The organism is Pseudomonadota bacterium, assembly GCA_023229365.1.
Lineage (GTDB): Bacteria > Myxococcota_A > Polyangia > JAAYKL01 > JAAYKL01 > JALNZK01.
In genome coordinates this window covers 85,149-101,084 of the sequence record JALNZK010000001.1, presented here as the reverse complement: position 1 = coordinate 101,084, position 15,936 = coordinate 85,149, and the positions used below count along the sequence as shown (strand labels likewise).

Below are 15,936 nucleotides of genomic sequence, written 5' to 3'. Positions count from 1 at the left end.
CTCGGAGCAGACCGCGTCCGTGCAGTCCGAGTCCGGCAGATCGCACGTGTCTTCCGCCGTCGGCCCGGGCACCGGGTCGTCGCAGTCGAGATCGATCGTCATGTCGAAATCGTCCGTGTCCGTGTCAGTGTTGGTATCGGTGTCGGAGTCCGTGTCGGTGTCGGTGTCGGAGTCGGTGTCGGTGTCGGAGTCCGTGTCGGTGTCGGAATCCGCGTCCGTGTCGGTGTCGGAATCCGTGTCCGTCCCGCCTCCCGACGAGTCGTCCCCGCACTGGATCGCGCCGAGCGCCGCGAGCACGGCCGTCGCCAGGGCGATCAGCAGCATCTGCGCTCTCATCTTCATTTCGCACCTCCTCGGCCCTTTGGCCGCGTTCGGCGAACGCAGCCGTTCGCCGTGATGATCACCATCGATGTGCCACATTTATGAAAAAAAGACGGAAAAGGCCAGCGTTCTCCTCATGTCGGGGCTACAGCCTCAGCCCGGCGATCCGTTCCGCGGCGCGCCGCACGTCCTCGACCGTGGGCACGAGCGCGAGCCGGACGTACCCTTCGCCCGGGTTCGAGCCGTCCGCGACGGTCTCGGCGATCGCGCTGCCCGGCGTGGCGACCACCGCGATCTCGGGCCGCATCAGGACGGACGCGAACTCGAGCGAGGTCATCCCGGGCGGGACGCGCTGCCAGAGGTAGAGCGTCCCCTCGGGAACGCGCGAGGGCAGGCCGGCCGCGGTGAACGCCGCCACGATGATCTCGAGCTTCAGCCGGTACTCCTCCCGCATCGCCGCGACGTGCGCCTCGTCGCCGAACGCCGCGACGGCCGCGTCCTGCACGAAGGTCGGCGTGCCGGAGTCGACGTTCGTCTTCATCTTACGGAACGCCTCGACGATGCGCGGATCGCCCGCGATCCAGCCCACGCGGTAACCGGTCATCGCCGATCGCTTGGACAGGGAGTTGAAGACGACGACGCCGTCCATGCCGACCTCGAGCGCCGTGGGGGGCGGCTTCGGGCCGTAGAAGTACTCGCTGTACGCCTCGTCCGAGGCGAGGATGATGTCGTTCTCGCGCGCGAAGGAGTACGCGCGCTCGTAGAAGTCGAGGCCGGGGCACACGCCGGCGGGAGAGTTCGGGTAGTTGATCCAGATGAGCTTCGCGGCGCGCGCGACGTCCTTCGGGATGGCTGCGAAGTCGGGCAGGAAGCCGTTTTCCTCGACGAGCGGGTAGAACCAGGTCCGGCCCTCGGCGAACCACGTGCCGCGCGAGTACGGCGGGTATCCCGGCGACGGCACGAGCACGAGATCGCCCGGATCGACGAACGCCTCGTGGAAGTTGAAGATCCCCTCCTTCGAGCCGATCGTGGAGCTCACGTGCTTGTCGGGGTCGAGATCGATTCCGAACCGCTGCTTGCTCCACTGCGCGACCGCCCGCCGGAACTCCGGCGCGCCGATGTAGCTCGGGTAGCCGGACGCCGCGCGCGCGTCGGCGGCCTTCTTCATCGCCTCGCGGATGAGCGCGGGCGTCGGGATCGCCGGATCGCCGACCCCGAAGTCGATGGGCTGGATCCCCTTCGCCTTCAGCTCGGCGACCTTGTCCTTGACCGCGGCGAACGCGTAGACGGGCAGCGACTGGACTCTCTTTGCGGTTCGGATCTCCATGGGGGCATCTCCTCGTTCGATGATCTCACCGCTTCATCGCCGCTTCGCGCGAGGATGTCAACGAGGCTGCGGGAGAGCGCCCGGCGCGGCGCCCGACGCAGGCCGCCAACAAACTACTAATTGAAAGCAAATTAGTAGTTTGTTAGTATTTCGCCATGCGGATGCCTAACACACCACCATCATTCGAAAAACTGATGGCAGACTTGCGGGACCCGCAGAGGGTGCTCGAGGTCTATCGGAAGGTTTTCAGCTCCACGGATGACGGGCGCTATCTGCATTGGGACGAGTTGCGCCACCGCCCCCCCCCAAGAAACCTGACTCGCGAGGAGTGGTGGCTCGGGTTGAAGATAAAACGGAAGACCGGTAGCCGGATCGTCCCGCTCAAGGACGTGAGGGGTAACCATTTCCATTTTTCCGTACCGGATCTGGTAACCGACCTCCTGCACCAGATCGACCGCGGAGGCGGGACGTTCGTCGAAATCCCGGAACAAGTGACGAACCCCGAGCAGCGAGAACGCTACTTGGTGCGTTCCCTGGTGGAGGAAGCGATCACGTCGAGCCAACTGGAAGGCGCGGTGACGACACGCGAGGTCGCAAAAAAAATGTTGGTGGAAGGAAGGAAGCCACGCGACCGCAGCGAGCGCATGATCGCCAACAACTACTCGACGATGAATCATATTTTACAGTTGAAGAATCAATCCCTCACAAAAGAGATCGTGTTTCAGATTCACAGAGAGCTATCGGACGGCGCGATCGAGATTCCCGACGGAGGGGGGCGCTTCAGGCGACCGGATGAGGACATCAACGTTTCGGACGTAGACGGTACCGTGTTTCACGAGCCGCCGCCTGCCAGAGGGTTGCCAGCTCGCATGGAAGCGATGTGCAACTTCGCAAACGGCGAAACGCCGACGGGATTCATACACCCCGTCGTCCGCGGAATCGTCCTGCACTTCTGGCTCGCGTATGACCATCCGTTCGTGGACGGCAACGGCAGAACGGCGCGGGCGTTGTTCTATTGGCAAATGCTACGTTCAAACTACTGGCTGTTCGAGTTCATCTCGATCTCTCAGTTCCTACGCAAGGCCCCTGTCAAGTACGCTACTGCTTTCCTTTACACCGAATCGGACCAGAACGACTTGACCTATTTCCTCATCCACCAGGCCCAAATCATTCGGCGAGCCCTGAGAGAGCTTCACGACTACGTCGCGCGGAAGTCTTCTGAAGCCAGAGCTTGTCTCGATGCTTTGCAGAAGTTCCCGGAGTTGAACCACCGTCAACAGGCTCTTGTTGCGCACGCCCTCAGGCACCCCGGCTTCGCGTACAACATAGCGGGTCACGGCGCGCGCCAAGGCGTCGTGTACCAAACCGCTAGGACGGACCTTCTACGCCTCGCCCGAATGGGCTTGCTCGAGCAAAACAAGGCAGGACGCGCGCTCGTTTTCTTCGCTCCGAGAGACTTGGAGTCTCGGTTGCGGGACAAGTAAGGCAGGTAAAGCTACGCTACCTACGTGCAGCTCTATATGTTCGACCTTTCTTTTGGAGTGAAGCAGTCCTGCCCTCACCACCTGTGCGTGATGATCACCTGGTTGGTGTCGTCGTCGAACTCGACGGTGCCGCCGTCGCGGCAGCCCCAGCACGGGGCCCAATAGAGCTCGCCGCGCGTGCCCTCGCGGAACGCGAGCGCGAGCGGCAGCGGCTGATCCCAGAGGATGAGGCTCGACGCGTGGACGTACTCCTCGTTGTCCACGGTCTCGTGGAGCGCGACGACGAACGCGTGCCGCTTCGAGCGCCCGACCGCGACCCAGAGCTCCATCCCCTGGCGCGGGATCCAGCGCACCGGCTTCCAGCGGAACCGCAGCCCCTTCTCGGCGAGCCCCTCGCGATCGTTCCCGCGCCGCGCGAGCACGGCCCGGACGTCGCCGTCGCTGAACATGCGCGGGTCGTCGTGCGCCATCGCGAGCTCCGGGACGGAGCGGATGATCCGCGCGAACTTGTCGGGCTTCATGTTCGCGTACAGGCTGAACGGCGGCCGCGGCCGCTCGATCGTGCACGCCGCCGCGTTGACGTCGCCCCGGCAGCAGCGGAAGCCGAGCGCGGGGGAGGCGTCCATCGGCTGGCGCGGCCACCGCTTGGCGCAGCGCCGCCCGTTCTCGGCGGAGGTGTTTCTCCCGGCGGTCAGCTGATCCGGCGCGAAGCCGCGGACGGCCGCCCGCTCGACCTGATCCGGGTCCTCCCCCCACGCGCTTCGCGTCCACTCGAGGAGGCGGCCGAAGGCGAACGCGCCCGACGGCGACGGCGGCTCGACCGGATCCTCCTCCGGGTAGTCGGACGGATCGTACGCGTTCCCGGTCGGGTAGCGCCGGTTGTCCGCGCCGCGGCACGCCCACTCCCACTCGACCTCGGTGCACAGCCGCTTCCCCTGCTCGGCGCACAGCGCCTCAGCCTCGGCCCGCGCGACGCCGGTCAGGAAAGGCCGCGCCGGGTCGTTGGGGTAGGGCAGCGCGTCGATCTCGAACGCCGCGATCTCCGTGGGCACGAGGTCGTTCTCGGCGAACTGGTCCCGCAGGACGTCCTGCGGCGCCGACCCGCGCAGGAGCGTGCCGGCCGGGACCGCGATCGCCTGCCCGGCGGCCGGCGGCGGGAACGACGGGCGCTCGACGGCGGGCTCCACGTGGATCACGCGTGGCGGGCGCGCGGTGTCCACGACGTTCACGATCTTCGTGGAGACCTCCCCGGTCGGGCCCGACGTGGCGCCGGGCTCGGGAGCCGGGATGCCGCCGTCGGCGATCGAACCGGCGTCGGTCGCGGGCGTGCCCCCGTCGGGGCCCCGCGCGGCCGAGGGCTTGCCGGCGGGGTTGGGCCCGCTCGCCTCGCCGCAGCCCGCGAGCGCTGCGGCCGCCACCAAAATCATCGCGATGCGGCGACGGCGCATCCCGGCCCTATAGCACATCCAGGTCCGCCGCGAGAACCGCGGGACCCTTGAAGCGCGACGCGATCTCGGCCTCGATCTCGGCGGCCTGGCACCCGAACGAGAGCACGTGGTACCCGACGAGCAGCTTCGGCGCGGCTGCGGCCGCGAGCTCGCCGAGCTGTACCGCGGACGTGTGGTGGCCGCGGTGGTACTCCTGCAGCGACGGCGGCCCGGACGCGAGCCCCCTCGCGCAGTACACCTCGTGGAGCAGCACGTCGCACCCGGCGCAGGCGTCGACCGTCGCGCGCGACGGCGCGGTGTCGCCCGAGACGACGAACGATCGGCCGCCCGCGTCGAGGCGGTACCCGAGCGCGCCCGGATCGCCGCCGTGCGACGCGCGGAACGCGCGGACCGTCACGTTTTCGTCTCGGTAGACCGCGACGAGGCCGGCGGGCGGCGGGATCTCGGTCGCGTCCACCTCGTAGCCGCGCATGTCGTCGCCGGTCGCGCGTCGCAGGTCGAGATCCGCGGCGTACGCCGCGAGCAGGTGCTCGGTCATCGCCCGGATGCCGACCGGCCCGAAGACGCGCAGCTTCTCGTGCCGGCCCACCACGGACGGCGTCAGGATCAGATCCGCGTAGCCGGACGTGTGGTCCGAGTGGAGGTGCGTCGCGAAGGCGATCGTCATCCGGCGCACGTCGAGCGCCTCGATCCCCTTGCGGTACGCGGCCTCGGCGCGGCGCACGACGCCCGGCCCGAAGTCGACGAGGTACGCCCTGCCGCCGGCGACGATCGCGACCGCGGGCCCCGAGCGATCCGGCTCCGGGATCGGCGTGCCCGAGCCGAGGATCACGAGCTTCGCCGCGCCGTCCCCCTCCGCGCGCGGCGCCTCCGCCGCGGCGGGCTTCTCGGTCTGAGCGGTCTCCCCCGACGAGCACGCGCCGAGCGCGAGGGCGAGGGCTGCGGCGGAGATCCTCATGCCGCGAGCGTATCCCGGCCGCCGGCGCGCGACAAATCGGTTCGGCGGTGGCGGGCGGGGCGAACGGATGCTATCATTATTGATAGCAGACTGTGAGGAGGGAAGAATGGCCCAGGTGATCGTGCGCAACATCGAGGAAGAGGTGGTCCGGGTGCTCAAGGCGCGGGCGCACCTCAAGGGGATCTCCCTAGAGCAGGAGCTGCGCGAGATCCTCCGATCGGCCGCGCGACCCAGGACCGAGGACCTCGTGGCGCTCGCGGATCGAGTGCGCGAGCTGACACCGGACGTCGATCAGTGGGACTCCACGGCGATGGTGCGCGAGGATCGGGACCGATGACGGTCGTGGTCGACGCCAGCGTCGCTGTCCAGTGGTTCGTGGACGAGGGTGGCCCGAGCGCCCGCGCCGCGCGCCGCCTGCTGCTCGCCGGGCACGATCTGATCGCGCCGAGCCTCCTCCTCGCCGAGGTGCAGAACGTGATGTGGAAGAAGCTGCGCGCCGGGCAGGTCACCGAGGAGCAGGGGAGCCTCGTCGCGGCGAGCCTCGCGAGGTTCTTCGCGCACGTCGAGCCGGAGGACGCGCTCGTCGAGTCGGCGTGGGCGCTCGCCGTGGCGCACGATCACCCGGTCTACGACTGCATCTACGTCGCCCTCGCCCAAAGCGCCGGCGCTCGGCTCGCCACGTTCGACAAGAGGATGAAGCTCCTCGCCCGGGCCGCGGGCGTCCCGCTCGAGACCATGTGATCCGCCGCTATCCCGGTGAAGCACGCTGCCTTTCCATCCGCTTCGCGATCAGGAAGGCGGCGATCGAGAGCGCGGAGCCGAGGGCCGCGCCCGCGAGCACGTCCGACGGGTAGTGCACGCCGAGCGCGACGCGCGACAGCCCGACGAGCGCCGCGAGGGCCAGGAACAGCGCCGCGCCGCGCGGGAAGAGCAGGGCGAGGTACACGGCCGCGGCGAACGCGGTCTGCGCGTGGCCGGACGGGAACGAGCTGTCGGGCGGCACGCCGTCGGGCGCGCTCACCGCCACGCCGATCGCCGCGAAGTGCAAAGGCGGCCGCGGCCTCGCGCACGCGATCTTGATGGCGAGCACGGCGAGCCCGCCGACCGCGGTCGCGAGCACCAGGGGCACGAGGTGGCGCCTCAGGGTGCCGCGCGAAAAGGCGAACAGCAGCGGCACGATGATCGCCGCGAGCACCGCGCCGTTCCCCAGCCACGAGACGGCAAAGAAGAACGCGGCCGCCGCGTCGCCGGAGAGGGCCCGGTTCACGGCGAGGAACGCCTGGTCGTCGAGGTGCATCCGGGGAGTATAGCAGCAGGTCACTCGGCGGGGACTTCCAGATACACCTCGGCGGACAGGCGGTCGTCGTACATGATCTGGAAGATGATCGGGTCGCCGACGGCGGCCGCGATCTCGACCGAGAACGTGCCGTCGGCCTCCGTCTCCTGCATCACGCCGCGTCCCTGTTCGTCGTTGAAGACCAGGGCGATGTTGCGGGCGGTCTGGCCCGCCTCGCAGCTCGCGACGACGATCCCGTCCGCGTTCGGAGGCGTCAAGCCGCAGAACTCGGGCGGGGGAACCGGCACGGTCGGGGTGCTGTTGCAACCGGTCGCGATCGCGAGCGACGCCGCCAGCGCCGCGACGGCGAGCAAGGTTTTCGCTCCTTCGAGGGACGAAGACATGGGTTCACCTCCACTGCTCCGTAACAGTACCATTCAAGACCCGTGCCGGTCGAGCGACGCGGCGGGCGTGTTGAAATCACTTAGTTTTTTTTCAAGTCCGGAGACGGGTGACGACCGGGTGACAACCACGTTGGCGTTAGTGGTCAATCGAGTTGCCTTTCGACTGTCCGACACCGTGTCTTTGGCGGGGGGTGCCTTGCGGTCGAGAAAGCGACAAAGCGACATAGGTTTCGATGAGTTAACGGTTGACTTCCGAGCGTGAACCAGTATCTTTTGTCAGGTTTTTTTTCGGGGCCATTTAATGACATTGAATTTCGAAAACGTCAATCGTCAAGACGGAATCCTTCCTATCAATATCGAAAGCGAGATGAAGCACTCGTATCTCGATTACGCGATGAGCGTGATCGTGGGCCGAGCGCTTCCCGACGTCCGGGACGGCCTCAAGCCGGTGCACCGCCGCATCCTCTACGCGATGCACGAGCTGAAGAACACCTGGAACAGCTCCTACAAGAAGTCCGCGCGCGTGGTCGGCGACGTCATCGGCAAGTACCACCCGCACGGCGACTCGGCGGTCTACGACGCCCTCGTGCGCATGGCCCAGGACTTCTCCATGCGCGACATGCTGGTCGACGGCCAGGGCAACTTCGGCTCGGTGGACGGCGATCCGCCGGCCGCGATGCGGTACACCGAGGTGCGCATGGCGCGCCTCTCAACCGAGCTGCTCGGCGACATCGACAAGGCGACCGTCGACTTCGCCGACAACTACGACGGCTCGCTGTCCGAGCCCGTGGTGCTGCCGGCCGCGTTCCCGAACCTGCTCGTCAACGGCTCCGGCGGCATCGCGGTCGGCATGGCGACCAACATGCCGCCCCACAACCTCGGCGAGGTGATCGACGCCACCATCCTGCTCGCGCGCGACCCGGACGTCGGGTTCGAGGCGCTCCTCGCCTGCGTGCCCGGCCCCGACTTCCCGACCGGCGGGACGATCTGCGGCCGCGCCGGCATCTACCAGGCGTACACGACGGGCCGCGGCGTCATCACGGTCCGCGCGAAGTCCGAGATCGAGGAGAACGGCGATCGGGAGCGCATCGCCGTCGTCGAGCTGCCGTACCAGGTGAACAAGGCGCGGCTCATCGAGAAGATCGCGGAGCTCGTCAAGGACAAGCGGATCGAGGGGATCGCGGGGCTGCGCGACGAGTCGGACCGCTCCGGCATGCGCGTCGTCATCGAGCTGAAGCGCGAGGCCGTCGCGCAGGTCGTGCTCAACCAGCTGTACAAGATGACGCCGCTCCAGTCGTCGTTCGGCGTCATCAACCTCGCGATCCTGGACGGACGCCCGAGGGTGTTCACGCTCAAGAGCCTCCTCCAGGCGTTCCTCGACTTCCGGGAGCAGGTCGTGCGGCGGCGGTGCGGGTTCGAGATCGACAAGGCCAGGGCGCGGCTGCACATCCTCGAGGGCCTCAAGATCGCGCTCGACCACATCGACGAGGTCGTGGCGCTCATCCGGGGCTCCGCCGATCCGGACGAGGCGCGCGCCGGGCTCGTGGGCCGCTTCGCCCTGACCGAGATCCAGGCGCGGGAGATCCTCTCCATGCGGCTCCAGCGCCTCACCGGGCTCGAGCGCGACAAGATCCTCGCCGAGATCGCGGCGCTCGAGATCGAGATCGCGCGGCTCGCGGCCCTGCTCGCGGACCGCGTGCTGCTCGTCAACCTCCTCGTCGAGGAGCTCGAGCGGCTGAAGGCCTCCTACGTCACGCCGCGGCGCACGGAGATCGTCGACGACGACACCGATCTCGAGATCGAGGACCTCATCGCGGTGGAGGACATGGCCGTGACCGTGTCCAGCCTCGGCTACATCAAGCGGACGCCGGTCGCCGAGTACCGCGCGCAGCACCGCGGCGGCAAGGGGCTCACCGGCATGGAGACGAGCAACGACGACTTCGTCGCGAAGCTGTTCGTCGCCTCGACCCACGCGCACGTGCTGTTCTTCTCGGATCGCGGGAAGGCGTACCTCAAGAAGGTCTACCAGGTGCCGCTCGGCGGGCGCACGGCGAAGGGCAAGGCGATCGTCAACTTCGTCGGCATGGAGCCGGGGGAGAAGGTGGCGGCCGTGCTGCCGGTCGACGCGTTCTCCGAGAACCGCTTCGTGCTGACCGCCACGCGCGCCGGCTACATCAAGAAGACCGATCTCATGGCGTACTCGCAGATCCGGGCGTCGGGCATCATCGGCGTGGTGATCGACGAGGGCGACGCCCTCATCGGCGCCGAGGAGGTGGGCGACGAGGATCACGTCATCCTCGGCACGCGCGAGGGACAGTCGATCCGCTTCGACGGCGCCCAGGTGCGTCCCATGGGCCGCCAGAGCCGGGGCGTGCGCGGCATCGAGGTGCGGCGCGAGGAGGGCGGGGACGACGCGGTCGTGAGCCTCGCGGTGGCGCCGGCAGGGGCGGAGGACTCGCTGCTCACGGTGAGCGAGCGCGGCTTCGGCAAGCGCACCGCCCTCTCCGAGTACCGTCCGCAGAACCGCGGCGGGCGCGGCCTCCTCACCATGAAGGCGAACGAGCGCAACGGCAAGGTCGTCGACATCCGGCGCGTGGCCGACGAGGACCACCTGATGCTGATCACCGACGGCGGCAAGCTGATCCGCCTCGCGGCCGCGACGATCCCGACGGTGGGGCGCAACACGATGGGCGTGCGGCTCATCCGGCTCGGCGAGCACGAGCGCGTCGTCGCGGTGGAGAGGCTCGCGGACAAGGAGTCCGCGTCAGCCGACGTCGAGGAGCCGCCACCGACGACGATCATGCCCCCGTCCGGCGAGGACGAAGGCGCGGACGCCTAGCGGGAGGGGACATGGGACTCGCCGTCGGCATCGATCTCGGGACCACGAACTCGTGCGTTGCGGTCGTGCAGGGCGGCCACGCGCACGTGGTCGAGGACCTGGACGGCAAGCCGATCCAGCCGTCCGTGATCTCGTTCCTGACGAACGGCGAGGTGGTCGCGGGGCACGAGGCGAAGGCGCGGCAGATCGTCGATCCGCCCAACACCGTCTACTCGTTCAAGCGGCTGATCGGGCGCGATCTCAACTCGCCGCAGATCCAGGCCGTCGTGCGGGATCTCCCGTACGAGGTGGGGGAGGGACCCGGCGGCGTGCCGGTCGTCCGCCCCACGAGCGGGCGCGAGGTCAGCCTGCCGGAGATCTCCGCGATGATGCTCCGGCACCTGCGCGAGATGACCTGCGAGGTGCTCGACCGCGAGATCAGCGACGCCGTCATCACCGTGCCCGCGAACTTCAACGACGTCCAGCGCTCGTCCACGAAGGTGGCCGGCCGGATCGCGGGCTTCAACGTCCTGCGGATACTGAACGAGCCGACCGCCGCCGCGCTCGCCTACGGGCTCGGCGGCAGCAAGGCGGAGCGCATCGCGGTGTACGACTTCGGCGGGGGCACCTTCGACATCACGATCATCGAGCTGCAGGACGAGGTGTACGAGGTGCTCTCCACGGCCGGCGACACGTTCCTCGGCGGCGACGACTTCGACGCCACGATAGTCGAGGAGATGCGCGGGCAGTTCCTGCGCGACCACAGGTACGATCTCTCCGAGGAGCAGGTCGCGTTCCAGCGCGTGCGCACCGTCGCCGAGCGCGTCAAGTGCCAGCTCTCGTCGCTCGACGAGGTCCAGGCCACGCTCCGGGAGATCGCGTTCGGTCCGGGCGGCCGGGGGATCGACTTCCAGTTCTCGCTGACGCGCGCCCGGCTCGAGGGGCTCGTCGCGCCGCTCGTGGAGCGGAGCCTCAAGACGTGCGAGGAGGCGCTCAAGCTGGCGAAGCTGGATCGCTCGGCGCTCGACAACGTGATCCTCGTCGGCGGATCGACACGGGTGCCGCTCGTGCGCCGGCGCGTCGAGGAGTTCTTCGGCCAGCGGCCGCTCACCGACATCAACCCGGACGAGGTCGTCGCGATCGGCGCGGCGATCCACGCGTTCTCGCTCACGGGCGAGGAGCTCCCGGCAGACGTCGTGATGAAGAAGAGGGCGGGCGGGGGCGCAGGCGAGCCGATCGCGCCCATCACCCTGAAGGCCCAGCAGCTCCCGCCGCGCACGCCGGCACAGCAGGCCGCGCAGAAGCCGGCGCCGCTCCCGAGACCGTACGCGGCGTTTCCGGAGAACAAGCCCGAGTCGACGCAGCGCACGGTGTTGGGCCTGCCGAAGCCGCCGCCGCCACCGCCGCGCGCGACCGAGGCGGCGGAGGTCGACGAGCCGTTCGGCGATCTGCCTGCCCTCAAGGCCGAGGAGTTCGACGATTTCGGCTCGCTCGACTTCGATCTCCCGGCGCCGAAGAAGCCCCCGCCGTTCCGCGAGGACTCGCGCGGGCCCGCGCCCGAGGCGGTGTTCGAAGGCGCGATGCCGGACCTGGGGCCCCCGGAGCTCGAGCCCCCGCGGATCGAGCCGCCGCCGCGCGAGCTGGACACCATCGCCGGCGAGAGGGAGCCTGTCGCGCTGCCTGCGGACGAGGACCGGCGATCCTACGCCGTGCCGTCCTCCAAGGGTGCGGTGTCGACGCTGCTGCTCGACGTGACCCCGCGCGCGCTCGGCGTCGCCACGGCCGGGGGCTACTGCGACAGGATCATCGAGCGCAACGCGCCGATCCCGATCGAGCAGTCGCGGCTGTTCTCCACGTCGACCGAGAACCAGACCGAGGTGCTCATCGACGTGTACCAGGGCGAGTCGCGGCGCGTGGAGGAGAACGCGAAGCTCGGCAACGTCGTGCTCGCGGGGATTCGCGCGACCACGCGCGGCGAGGTCAAGATCCGCGTGACCTTCGAGATAGACACCGACGGCATCCTCCGCGTCTCCGCCCGGAACGAGGAGACCGGAGAGGCCCAGCGGACCGAGATCCACCTGACCGGCGGCCTGAGCGAGAACCAGGTGGCCGATCTCGTGGCGAAGTACGCCAAGTCGTGACGACGATGCGAGATCCGGCTTTCGACGACTACGTCATCAAGATCCACGAGGTGCTCGACAGGCTCGACTACTACCGGCTGCTCGGCGTCGACAGGAACGCGCGCATCCCCGAGGTGAAGAAGGCGTTCTTCGCCATCGCGAACAAGTTCCATCCGGATCGCAACCGCGACGCGGACCCGCGGATCGCGCAGGCGATCTACGACATCTTCAAGCGGCTGAACGAGGCCTACCGCGTGCTGTGCGATCACGAGCAGCGCAAGCAGTACGAGGCGTGCGTCGCCGCCGGGAAGCTCCGGCTCACCTTCGAGGACCGGCGGACCGCGGTGCCGAGATCGCCGGAGGAGACCATCCAGTCCCGCGACGGGCGGCAGTTCTTCATCAAGGCGCGCGACGCGATGAAGCAGGGCAATCTCATGCAAGCCGAGTTGCACATCAAGATGGCGAAGAGCCGCGAGGGTGAGAACGCCGCGATCGAGTCGCTCGCCGCGCAGATCGCCGCGGCCAAGGCCGAGAAGCAGAGGCAGAAGGCCGGGAAGTAGTCCCGCTTCGCAGATCCAGGCGTTCGTCCCGCACATGGTGAAGGGGTCCTGCACCGGCCGCACGGCCGTGCTAGAATCGGCGCCTGCGGTGAGGGGGTGACGATCATGAGAATATCGATCCGGATTGCGCTGGTCCTGTTCGCGCCGGCCCTGTTCGCCCTGGCGCTCGTGGCGCGGCCCGCCGCGGCCGAGGAGCAGGTGGAAACGCCTATCGACACGGGGTTCCACGCCGGCGCGGGGCTGTCGATCCACCAGGCGATCGTCTCCGACGAGACCGATCTCGTCCCGGAGCTCGAGCTGGGCGCGATCATCAACGGGGTCGTCGACCTGTACCTCGACCTCGGGCTTGACATCGCGCGCGAGTCGTACGCGGACGACGACCGCGAGTCGTCGAGCACGGCCGGGGCGCTCATGCCGGAGGTGGGGGCCAGGTTCATCATCGGCGCGCCGCGACCGGGCGCCGCCTTCTTCTACGCGGGGATCGCCGTGACCCCGGTGATCGGCATCGCCTCGTACGAGTCCGACGGCGACGACGGCGACGACGAGTACTACGAGGAGCGGGCCCGCGAGTACATGGACCGCTTCGACATCGGGGTCCTCCTGGGCGTGGAGTACCTGATCGCCCGGAGCTTCGGCATCGGCGCCGAGGCCGGGTTCGTGACGTCGATCAACAACCTGGAGAAGACGAACGAGGAGACGCCCGACAAGCACGTGCAGGTCGGCTTCTTCGTCCCGTTCTCGATCCGGGCGGCGTACCACTTCTGAGAGGAGCGTCCAGGAATGGGAAAGCCGCTGCTCGCCGCCGCCTGCGCCTGGCTCCTGGGGGCGGCCGGCTGCGAGATCGCGAACCGCCCGTGCGAGCCGGATCCGCTGCGCACGGGGATCACCATCGAGTGGAGCGGGATCCCGGTGGACCGTACCGACTGCCAGATCCTCAGGTTCACGGAGGAGTACGGCGAGCCCGACGCGATGATCTTCAAGGCGATCATCGACATCGAGTCGAACTTCGAGCACGACGCCGTCGGCTGCCCGAACCTGCCGTGCGGCATCCCGGAGGGCTGGACCGAGCCGGAGTGCCGCTGCTTCGGCCTCATGCAGGTCGTGCCGGCGTGCGGCGGGTCGGTCGCCGATCTCGGCCGGCTCGCGAACGGGCACCCGAACATGACGACCGAGCCGAGCTCGCCCGGCTGGGCGACCTCGATCTTCAACCCCGAGATCAACGTCGAGCTCGGGATCCGCGCGGTGGCGGCCAACCGCCAGCGGATGATGGAGGAGTTCGCCGGCTGCACCGAGGAGCAGTACACGCTGATGGCGATCGGTGAGTACAACTCCTACTCCACCACGCAGAGCTGCACGGAGATCAACTCCGGGTACGTCGAGGCGGTGCTCGAGGCGTACTACCTGTACGCGGCCGCGGCGGGCTGGCCCGAGCGGGCGTACTGATCGCTACTCCTCCCGGTCCGGCTTTTCCCGGCCGTGTTACAGTGCGTGATGTGAAGAATGGAGCTCCGGAGGTGTTGGGGTTCGTCGCAGGAGAAACTGTCCGTCAAGTCGCCAGAGCGGAGAGGGTGGATGCGGCCCATGCACTCCTTGGACTCGTGAGCTGTCGTGACCGCGCTTCGATTTGACCGCGTGGTTCGTTCGGCCGGGTTGATCCGCCGGATGAAGACGTACTCCGTGGTGCTCGACAGCGGCGCGCTGTACCTGCTCGCGGTCGGTCCGGCCATGCGCGCCACGCGAGCCTACGATCCCCTGACCCAGGCGGCGTTGAGTCCGATCGCGGCCCACTACGAAGTCGCCGTTCGCGCGGGCGAGCGACGCCTTACGGAGGAGGGCCTCGATCGGATGAGCGTTGGGAAGGACTGCTTCAAGCTGGTGCGGAACGACCTCTTGGCCCTCGAACTCAAGAGGGACCTGTATGGGATCCCCCGCCTCGTCCTTCGCACGACGCGAGGCACGATCCGTTTCCAGTTCCCGAACCACGCGTTCGAGCAGGTCCAGGTCCTGGTCGAGGCGCTGCGGCGACGTTGACCGCTCCAGGCGGCGCCCGCCGCCGCCCGCCGGCGTCGCCGCCGCTCACGGTGACGCGTACCTACGAGTATCCGCGTCTTTCCTGATTCCCCCGATTCGGCACGCATCGTGGTTCCCGCCGCGGCGTGCAACAAGCTGCCGCGCAAGTGAATGGCGCGGCCACGATGTCGAGAAGGGAGTCTTTGATTGAGCGCCGGCGGATTTCCCGGCACCGCGCGAGTTCCGCAGGCCTTGGAGAGGACTCCTTCGCGGCGTTTCCCGGTGGGTGCTCGCACCCACCCCAGCTCATCACAACAAAGCGACGAGCTCGGTGCGCACTATCGACTTTTTCTTTATCTTCACCGCCGTGGAGGAGACCTCGGAAAGGCCGAGGACTGTCTGAGCGCGGCCCAAGGAATCGATCTCCGCGTTCGCCCCGGCCAAACCCGAGGAGCGTGATCGCCTCGAACGCATGCTGCGCTACTTGTTGCGCCCGCCCATTGCCGAGAGCCGCCTGCGCGAGCTGCCGGACGGCAACATCCTCCTCACGCAGAAGACGAAGTGGTCGGACGGCACGACCGCGCTCGTGTTCCACCCGCTCGAACTATTGGAGCGACTCGCGGCGATCATCCCGCGGCCGCAGATCAACCTGCTCATCTATCACGGCGTGCTCGCGCCGAACGCGCACTGGCGCAGCCGCGTCGTCGCCTACGGCCGAACGGACTCCGAGGAAGGTAGTGACGCGGTTCATCCGCGTCCGGACGCGTCCGACCCGTCGCAATCGTCCGACCCGTCGCCGTTCCGCCCCCGCAACTACACGTGGGCCGAGTTGATGCGCCGGACCTTCGGCTACGACGTCATGGCGTGCCTCGAGTGCGGCGGCAGGATGAAGTTGATAGCGATGATCGAGCAGCCGGACGTGATCAAGAAAATCCTCGATCATCTCAACCTGCCGGCTGAGCCGCCGCATGCACACCCCGCTCGTCCGCCGCCGGAACAGCTCGAGCTGCCCGAGCTCATCGAGCCCGAGCTCGACGAACCGATCGACGAACCCGCCTTCGATTGCTGAACCCCGCGACACGAATCGCGACGGGTAACGGTGACGTCTACCCCGAGCGCGAAAAATCGCGAAACACGGCGCGTGGAACACGTTTGTGCGCGGGTTCTCCGAGCTGTGATATACGCCAGAAGGCGTAGGAGTGTCGCAGAT

The 15,936-nt window shown here is 68.1% G+C and carries 16 protein-coding genes; 10 read left to right on the top strand and 6 right to left on the bottom strand.

Going from position 1 to position 15,936, the window contains the following annotated elements; genetic code table 11:
• Both M0R80_00525 and M0R80_00520 read right to left on the bottom strand, forming a co-directional pair.
• A partial coding sequence (locus M0R80_00525; GenBank protein MCK9458147.1) for a hypothetical protein occupies positions 1-342 on the bottom strand: 342 nt, incomplete at its 3' end.
• A gap of 124 nt (positions 343-466) precedes the next feature.
• Positions 467-1,648 carry an aminotransferase class I/II-fold pyridoxal phosphate-dependent enzyme gene (locus M0R80_00520; GenBank protein MCK9458146.1) on the bottom strand — a complete coding sequence of 394 codons (1,182 nt, stop codon included), beginning with the start codon at positions 1,646-1,648 and terminating at the stop codon, positions 467-469.
• A 155-nt stretch (positions 1,649-1,803) separates the two neighbouring features.
• On the opposite strand from M0R80_00520, the gene M0R80_00515 reads away from it, so the two are divergent.
• Positions 1,804-3,132, top strand: coding sequence for a Fic family protein (locus M0R80_00515; protein ID MCK9458145.1), 1,329 nt, complete (start codon positions 1,804-1,806; stop codon positions 3,130-3,132).
• Positions 3,133-3,206: 74 nt separating this feature from the next.
• Here M0R80_00515 and M0R80_00510 read toward each other — a convergent pair whose 3' ends face one another.
• Together M0R80_00510 and M0R80_00505 are read right to left on the bottom strand one after the other, a co-directional pair.
• Positions 3,207-4,580, bottom strand: coding sequence for an SUMF1/EgtB/PvdO family nonheme iron enzyme (locus M0R80_00510; protein MCK9458144.1), 1,374 nt, complete (start codon positions 4,578-4,580; stop codon positions 3,207-3,209).
• A 7-nt stretch (positions 4,581-4,587) separates the two neighbouring features.
• Entirely contained in the window at positions 4,588-5,538 is a 951-nt protein-coding gene (locus M0R80_00505; protein MCK9458143.1) for an MBL fold metallo-hydrolase, read from the bottom strand.
• A 106-nt stretch (positions 5,539-5,644) separates the two neighbouring features.
• Between M0R80_00505 and M0R80_00500 the strand changes: the two genes are divergently transcribed.
• Together M0R80_00500 and M0R80_00495 are read left to right on the top strand one after the other, a co-directional pair.
• Positions 5,645-5,875: a hypothetical protein gene (locus tag M0R80_00500; protein MCK9458142.1), complete on the top strand. Its 231-nt coding sequence runs from the start codon at positions 5,645-5,647 to the stop codon at positions 5,873-5,875.
• Complete coding sequence (locus M0R80_00495; GenBank protein MCK9458141.1) at positions 5,872-6,279, top strand: type II toxin-antitoxin system VapC family toxin; 408 nt, start codon at positions 5,872-5,874, stop codon at positions 6,277-6,279. Before M0R80_00500 ends, M0R80_00495 begins: the two co-directional genes overlap by 4 nt.
• Positions 6,280-6,286: 7 nt before the next feature.
• On the opposite strand, the gene M0R80_00490 is transcribed toward M0R80_00495, so the two are convergent.
• Both M0R80_00490 and M0R80_00485 read right to left on the bottom strand, forming a co-directional pair.
• Positions 6,287-6,835: a phosphatase PAP2 family protein gene (locus M0R80_00490; protein MCK9458140.1), complete on the bottom strand. Its 549-nt coding sequence runs from the start codon at positions 6,833-6,835 to the stop codon at positions 6,287-6,289.
• 20 nt (positions 6,836-6,855) lie between these two features.
• Complete coding sequence (locus M0R80_00485; GenBank protein MCK9458139.1) at positions 6,856-7,218, bottom strand: hypothetical protein; 363 nt, start codon at positions 7,216-7,218, stop codon at positions 6,856-6,858.
• A gap of 367 nt (positions 7,219-7,585) precedes the next feature.
• Between M0R80_00485 and gyrA the strand changes: the two genes are divergently transcribed.
• The 7 genes from gyrA to M0R80_00450 all read left to right on the top strand — a co-directional run bounded on the left by gyrA (position 7,586) and on the right by M0R80_00450 (position 15,795).
• A complete protein-coding gene (gyrA, locus tag M0R80_00480) occupies positions 7,586-10,057 on the top strand; it encodes a DNA gyrase subunit A (protein ID MCK9458138.1) in 2,472 nt (823 codons plus the stop codon).
• A gap of 11 nt (positions 10,058-10,068) precedes the next feature.
• Complete coding sequence (locus tag M0R80_00475; GenBank protein ID MCK9458137.1) at positions 10,069-12,177, top strand: Hsp70 family protein; 2,109 nt, start codon at positions 10,069-10,071, stop codon at positions 12,175-12,177.
• Between the two features lie 5 nt (positions 12,178-12,182).
• The gene (locus M0R80_00470; protein ID MCK9458136.1) at positions 12,183-12,716 is read left to right on the top strand and encodes a DnaJ domain-containing protein; all 534 of its coding nucleotides are present in this window, start codon (positions 12,183-12,185) and stop codon (positions 12,714-12,716) included.
• Between the two features lie 105 nt (positions 12,717-12,821).
• Entirely contained in the window at positions 12,822-13,481 is a 660-nt protein-coding gene (locus tag M0R80_00465; protein MCK9458135.1) for a hypothetical protein, read from the top strand.
• Positions 13,482-13,496: 15 nt separating this feature from the next.
• A complete protein-coding gene (locus M0R80_00460; GenBank protein ID MCK9458134.1) occupies positions 13,497-14,159 on the top strand; it encodes a transglycosylase SLT domain-containing protein in 663 nt (220 codons plus the stop codon).
• A 189-nt stretch (positions 14,160-14,348) separates the two neighbouring features.
• Entirely contained in the window at positions 14,349-14,747 is a 399-nt protein-coding gene (locus M0R80_00455) for a hypothetical protein (protein MCK9458133.1), read from the top strand.
• Positions 14,748-15,198: 451 nt separating this feature from the next.
• Positions 15,199-15,795, top strand: coding sequence for a transposase (locus M0R80_00450; GenBank protein MCK9458132.1), 597 nt, complete (start codon positions 15,199-15,201; stop codon positions 15,793-15,795).
• The last annotated feature ends 141 nt before the right edge of the window (positions 15,796-15,936 follow it).

Excerpts from the sequence above, each read along its gene's own strand:
- M0R80_00520 (MCK9458146.1), bottom strand. The coding sequence starts at position 1,648 with ATGGAGATCCGAACCGCAAAGAGAGTCCAGTCGCTGCCCGTCTACGCG.
- M0R80_00515 (MCK9458145.1), top strand. The coding sequence starts at position 1,804 with ATGCGGATGCCTAACACACCACCATCATTCGAAAAACTGATGGCAGAC.
- M0R80_00510 (MCK9458144.1), bottom strand. The coding sequence starts at position 4,580 with ATGCGCCGTCGCCGCATCGCGATGATTTTGGTGGCGGCCGCAGCGCTC.
- M0R80_00505 (MCK9458143.1), bottom strand. The coding sequence starts at position 5,538 with ATGAGGATCTCCGCCGCAGCCCTCGCCCTCGCGCTCGGCGCGTGCTCG.
- M0R80_00500 (MCK9458142.1), top strand. The coding sequence starts at position 5,645 with ATGGCCCAGGTGATCGTGCGCAACATCGAGGAAGAGGTGGTCCGGGTG.
- M0R80_00495 (MCK9458141.1), top strand. The coding sequence starts at position 5,872 with ATGACGGTCGTGGTCGACGCCAGCGTCGCTGTCCAGTGGTTCGTGGAC.
- M0R80_00490 (MCK9458140.1), bottom strand. The coding sequence starts at position 6,835 with ATGCACCTCGACGACCAGGCGTTCCTCGCCGTGAACCGGGCCCTCTCC.
- M0R80_00485 (MCK9458139.1), bottom strand. The coding sequence starts at position 7,218 with ATGTCTTCGTCCCTCGAAGGAGCGAAAACCTTGCTCGCCGTCGCGGCG.
- gyrA (MCK9458138.1), top strand. The coding sequence starts at position 7,586 with ATGAAGCACTCGTATCTCGATTACGCGATGAGCGTGATCGTGGGCCGA.
- M0R80_00475 (MCK9458137.1), top strand. The coding sequence starts at position 10,069 with ATGGGACTCGCCGTCGGCATCGATCTCGGGACCACGAACTCGTGCGTT.
- M0R80_00470 (MCK9458136.1), top strand. The coding sequence starts at position 12,183 with ATGCGAGATCCGGCTTTCGACGACTACGTCATCAAGATCCACGAGGTG.
- M0R80_00465 (MCK9458135.1), top strand. The coding sequence starts at position 12,822 with ATGAGAATATCGATCCGGATTGCGCTGGTCCTGTTCGCGCCGGCCCTG.
- M0R80_00460 (MCK9458134.1), top strand. The coding sequence starts at position 13,497 with ATGGGAAAGCCGCTGCTCGCCGCCGCCTGCGCCTGGCTCCTGGGGGCG.
- M0R80_00450 (MCK9458132.1), top strand. The coding sequence starts at position 15,199 with ATGCTGCGCTACTTGTTGCGCCCGCCCATTGCCGAGAGCCGCCTGCGC.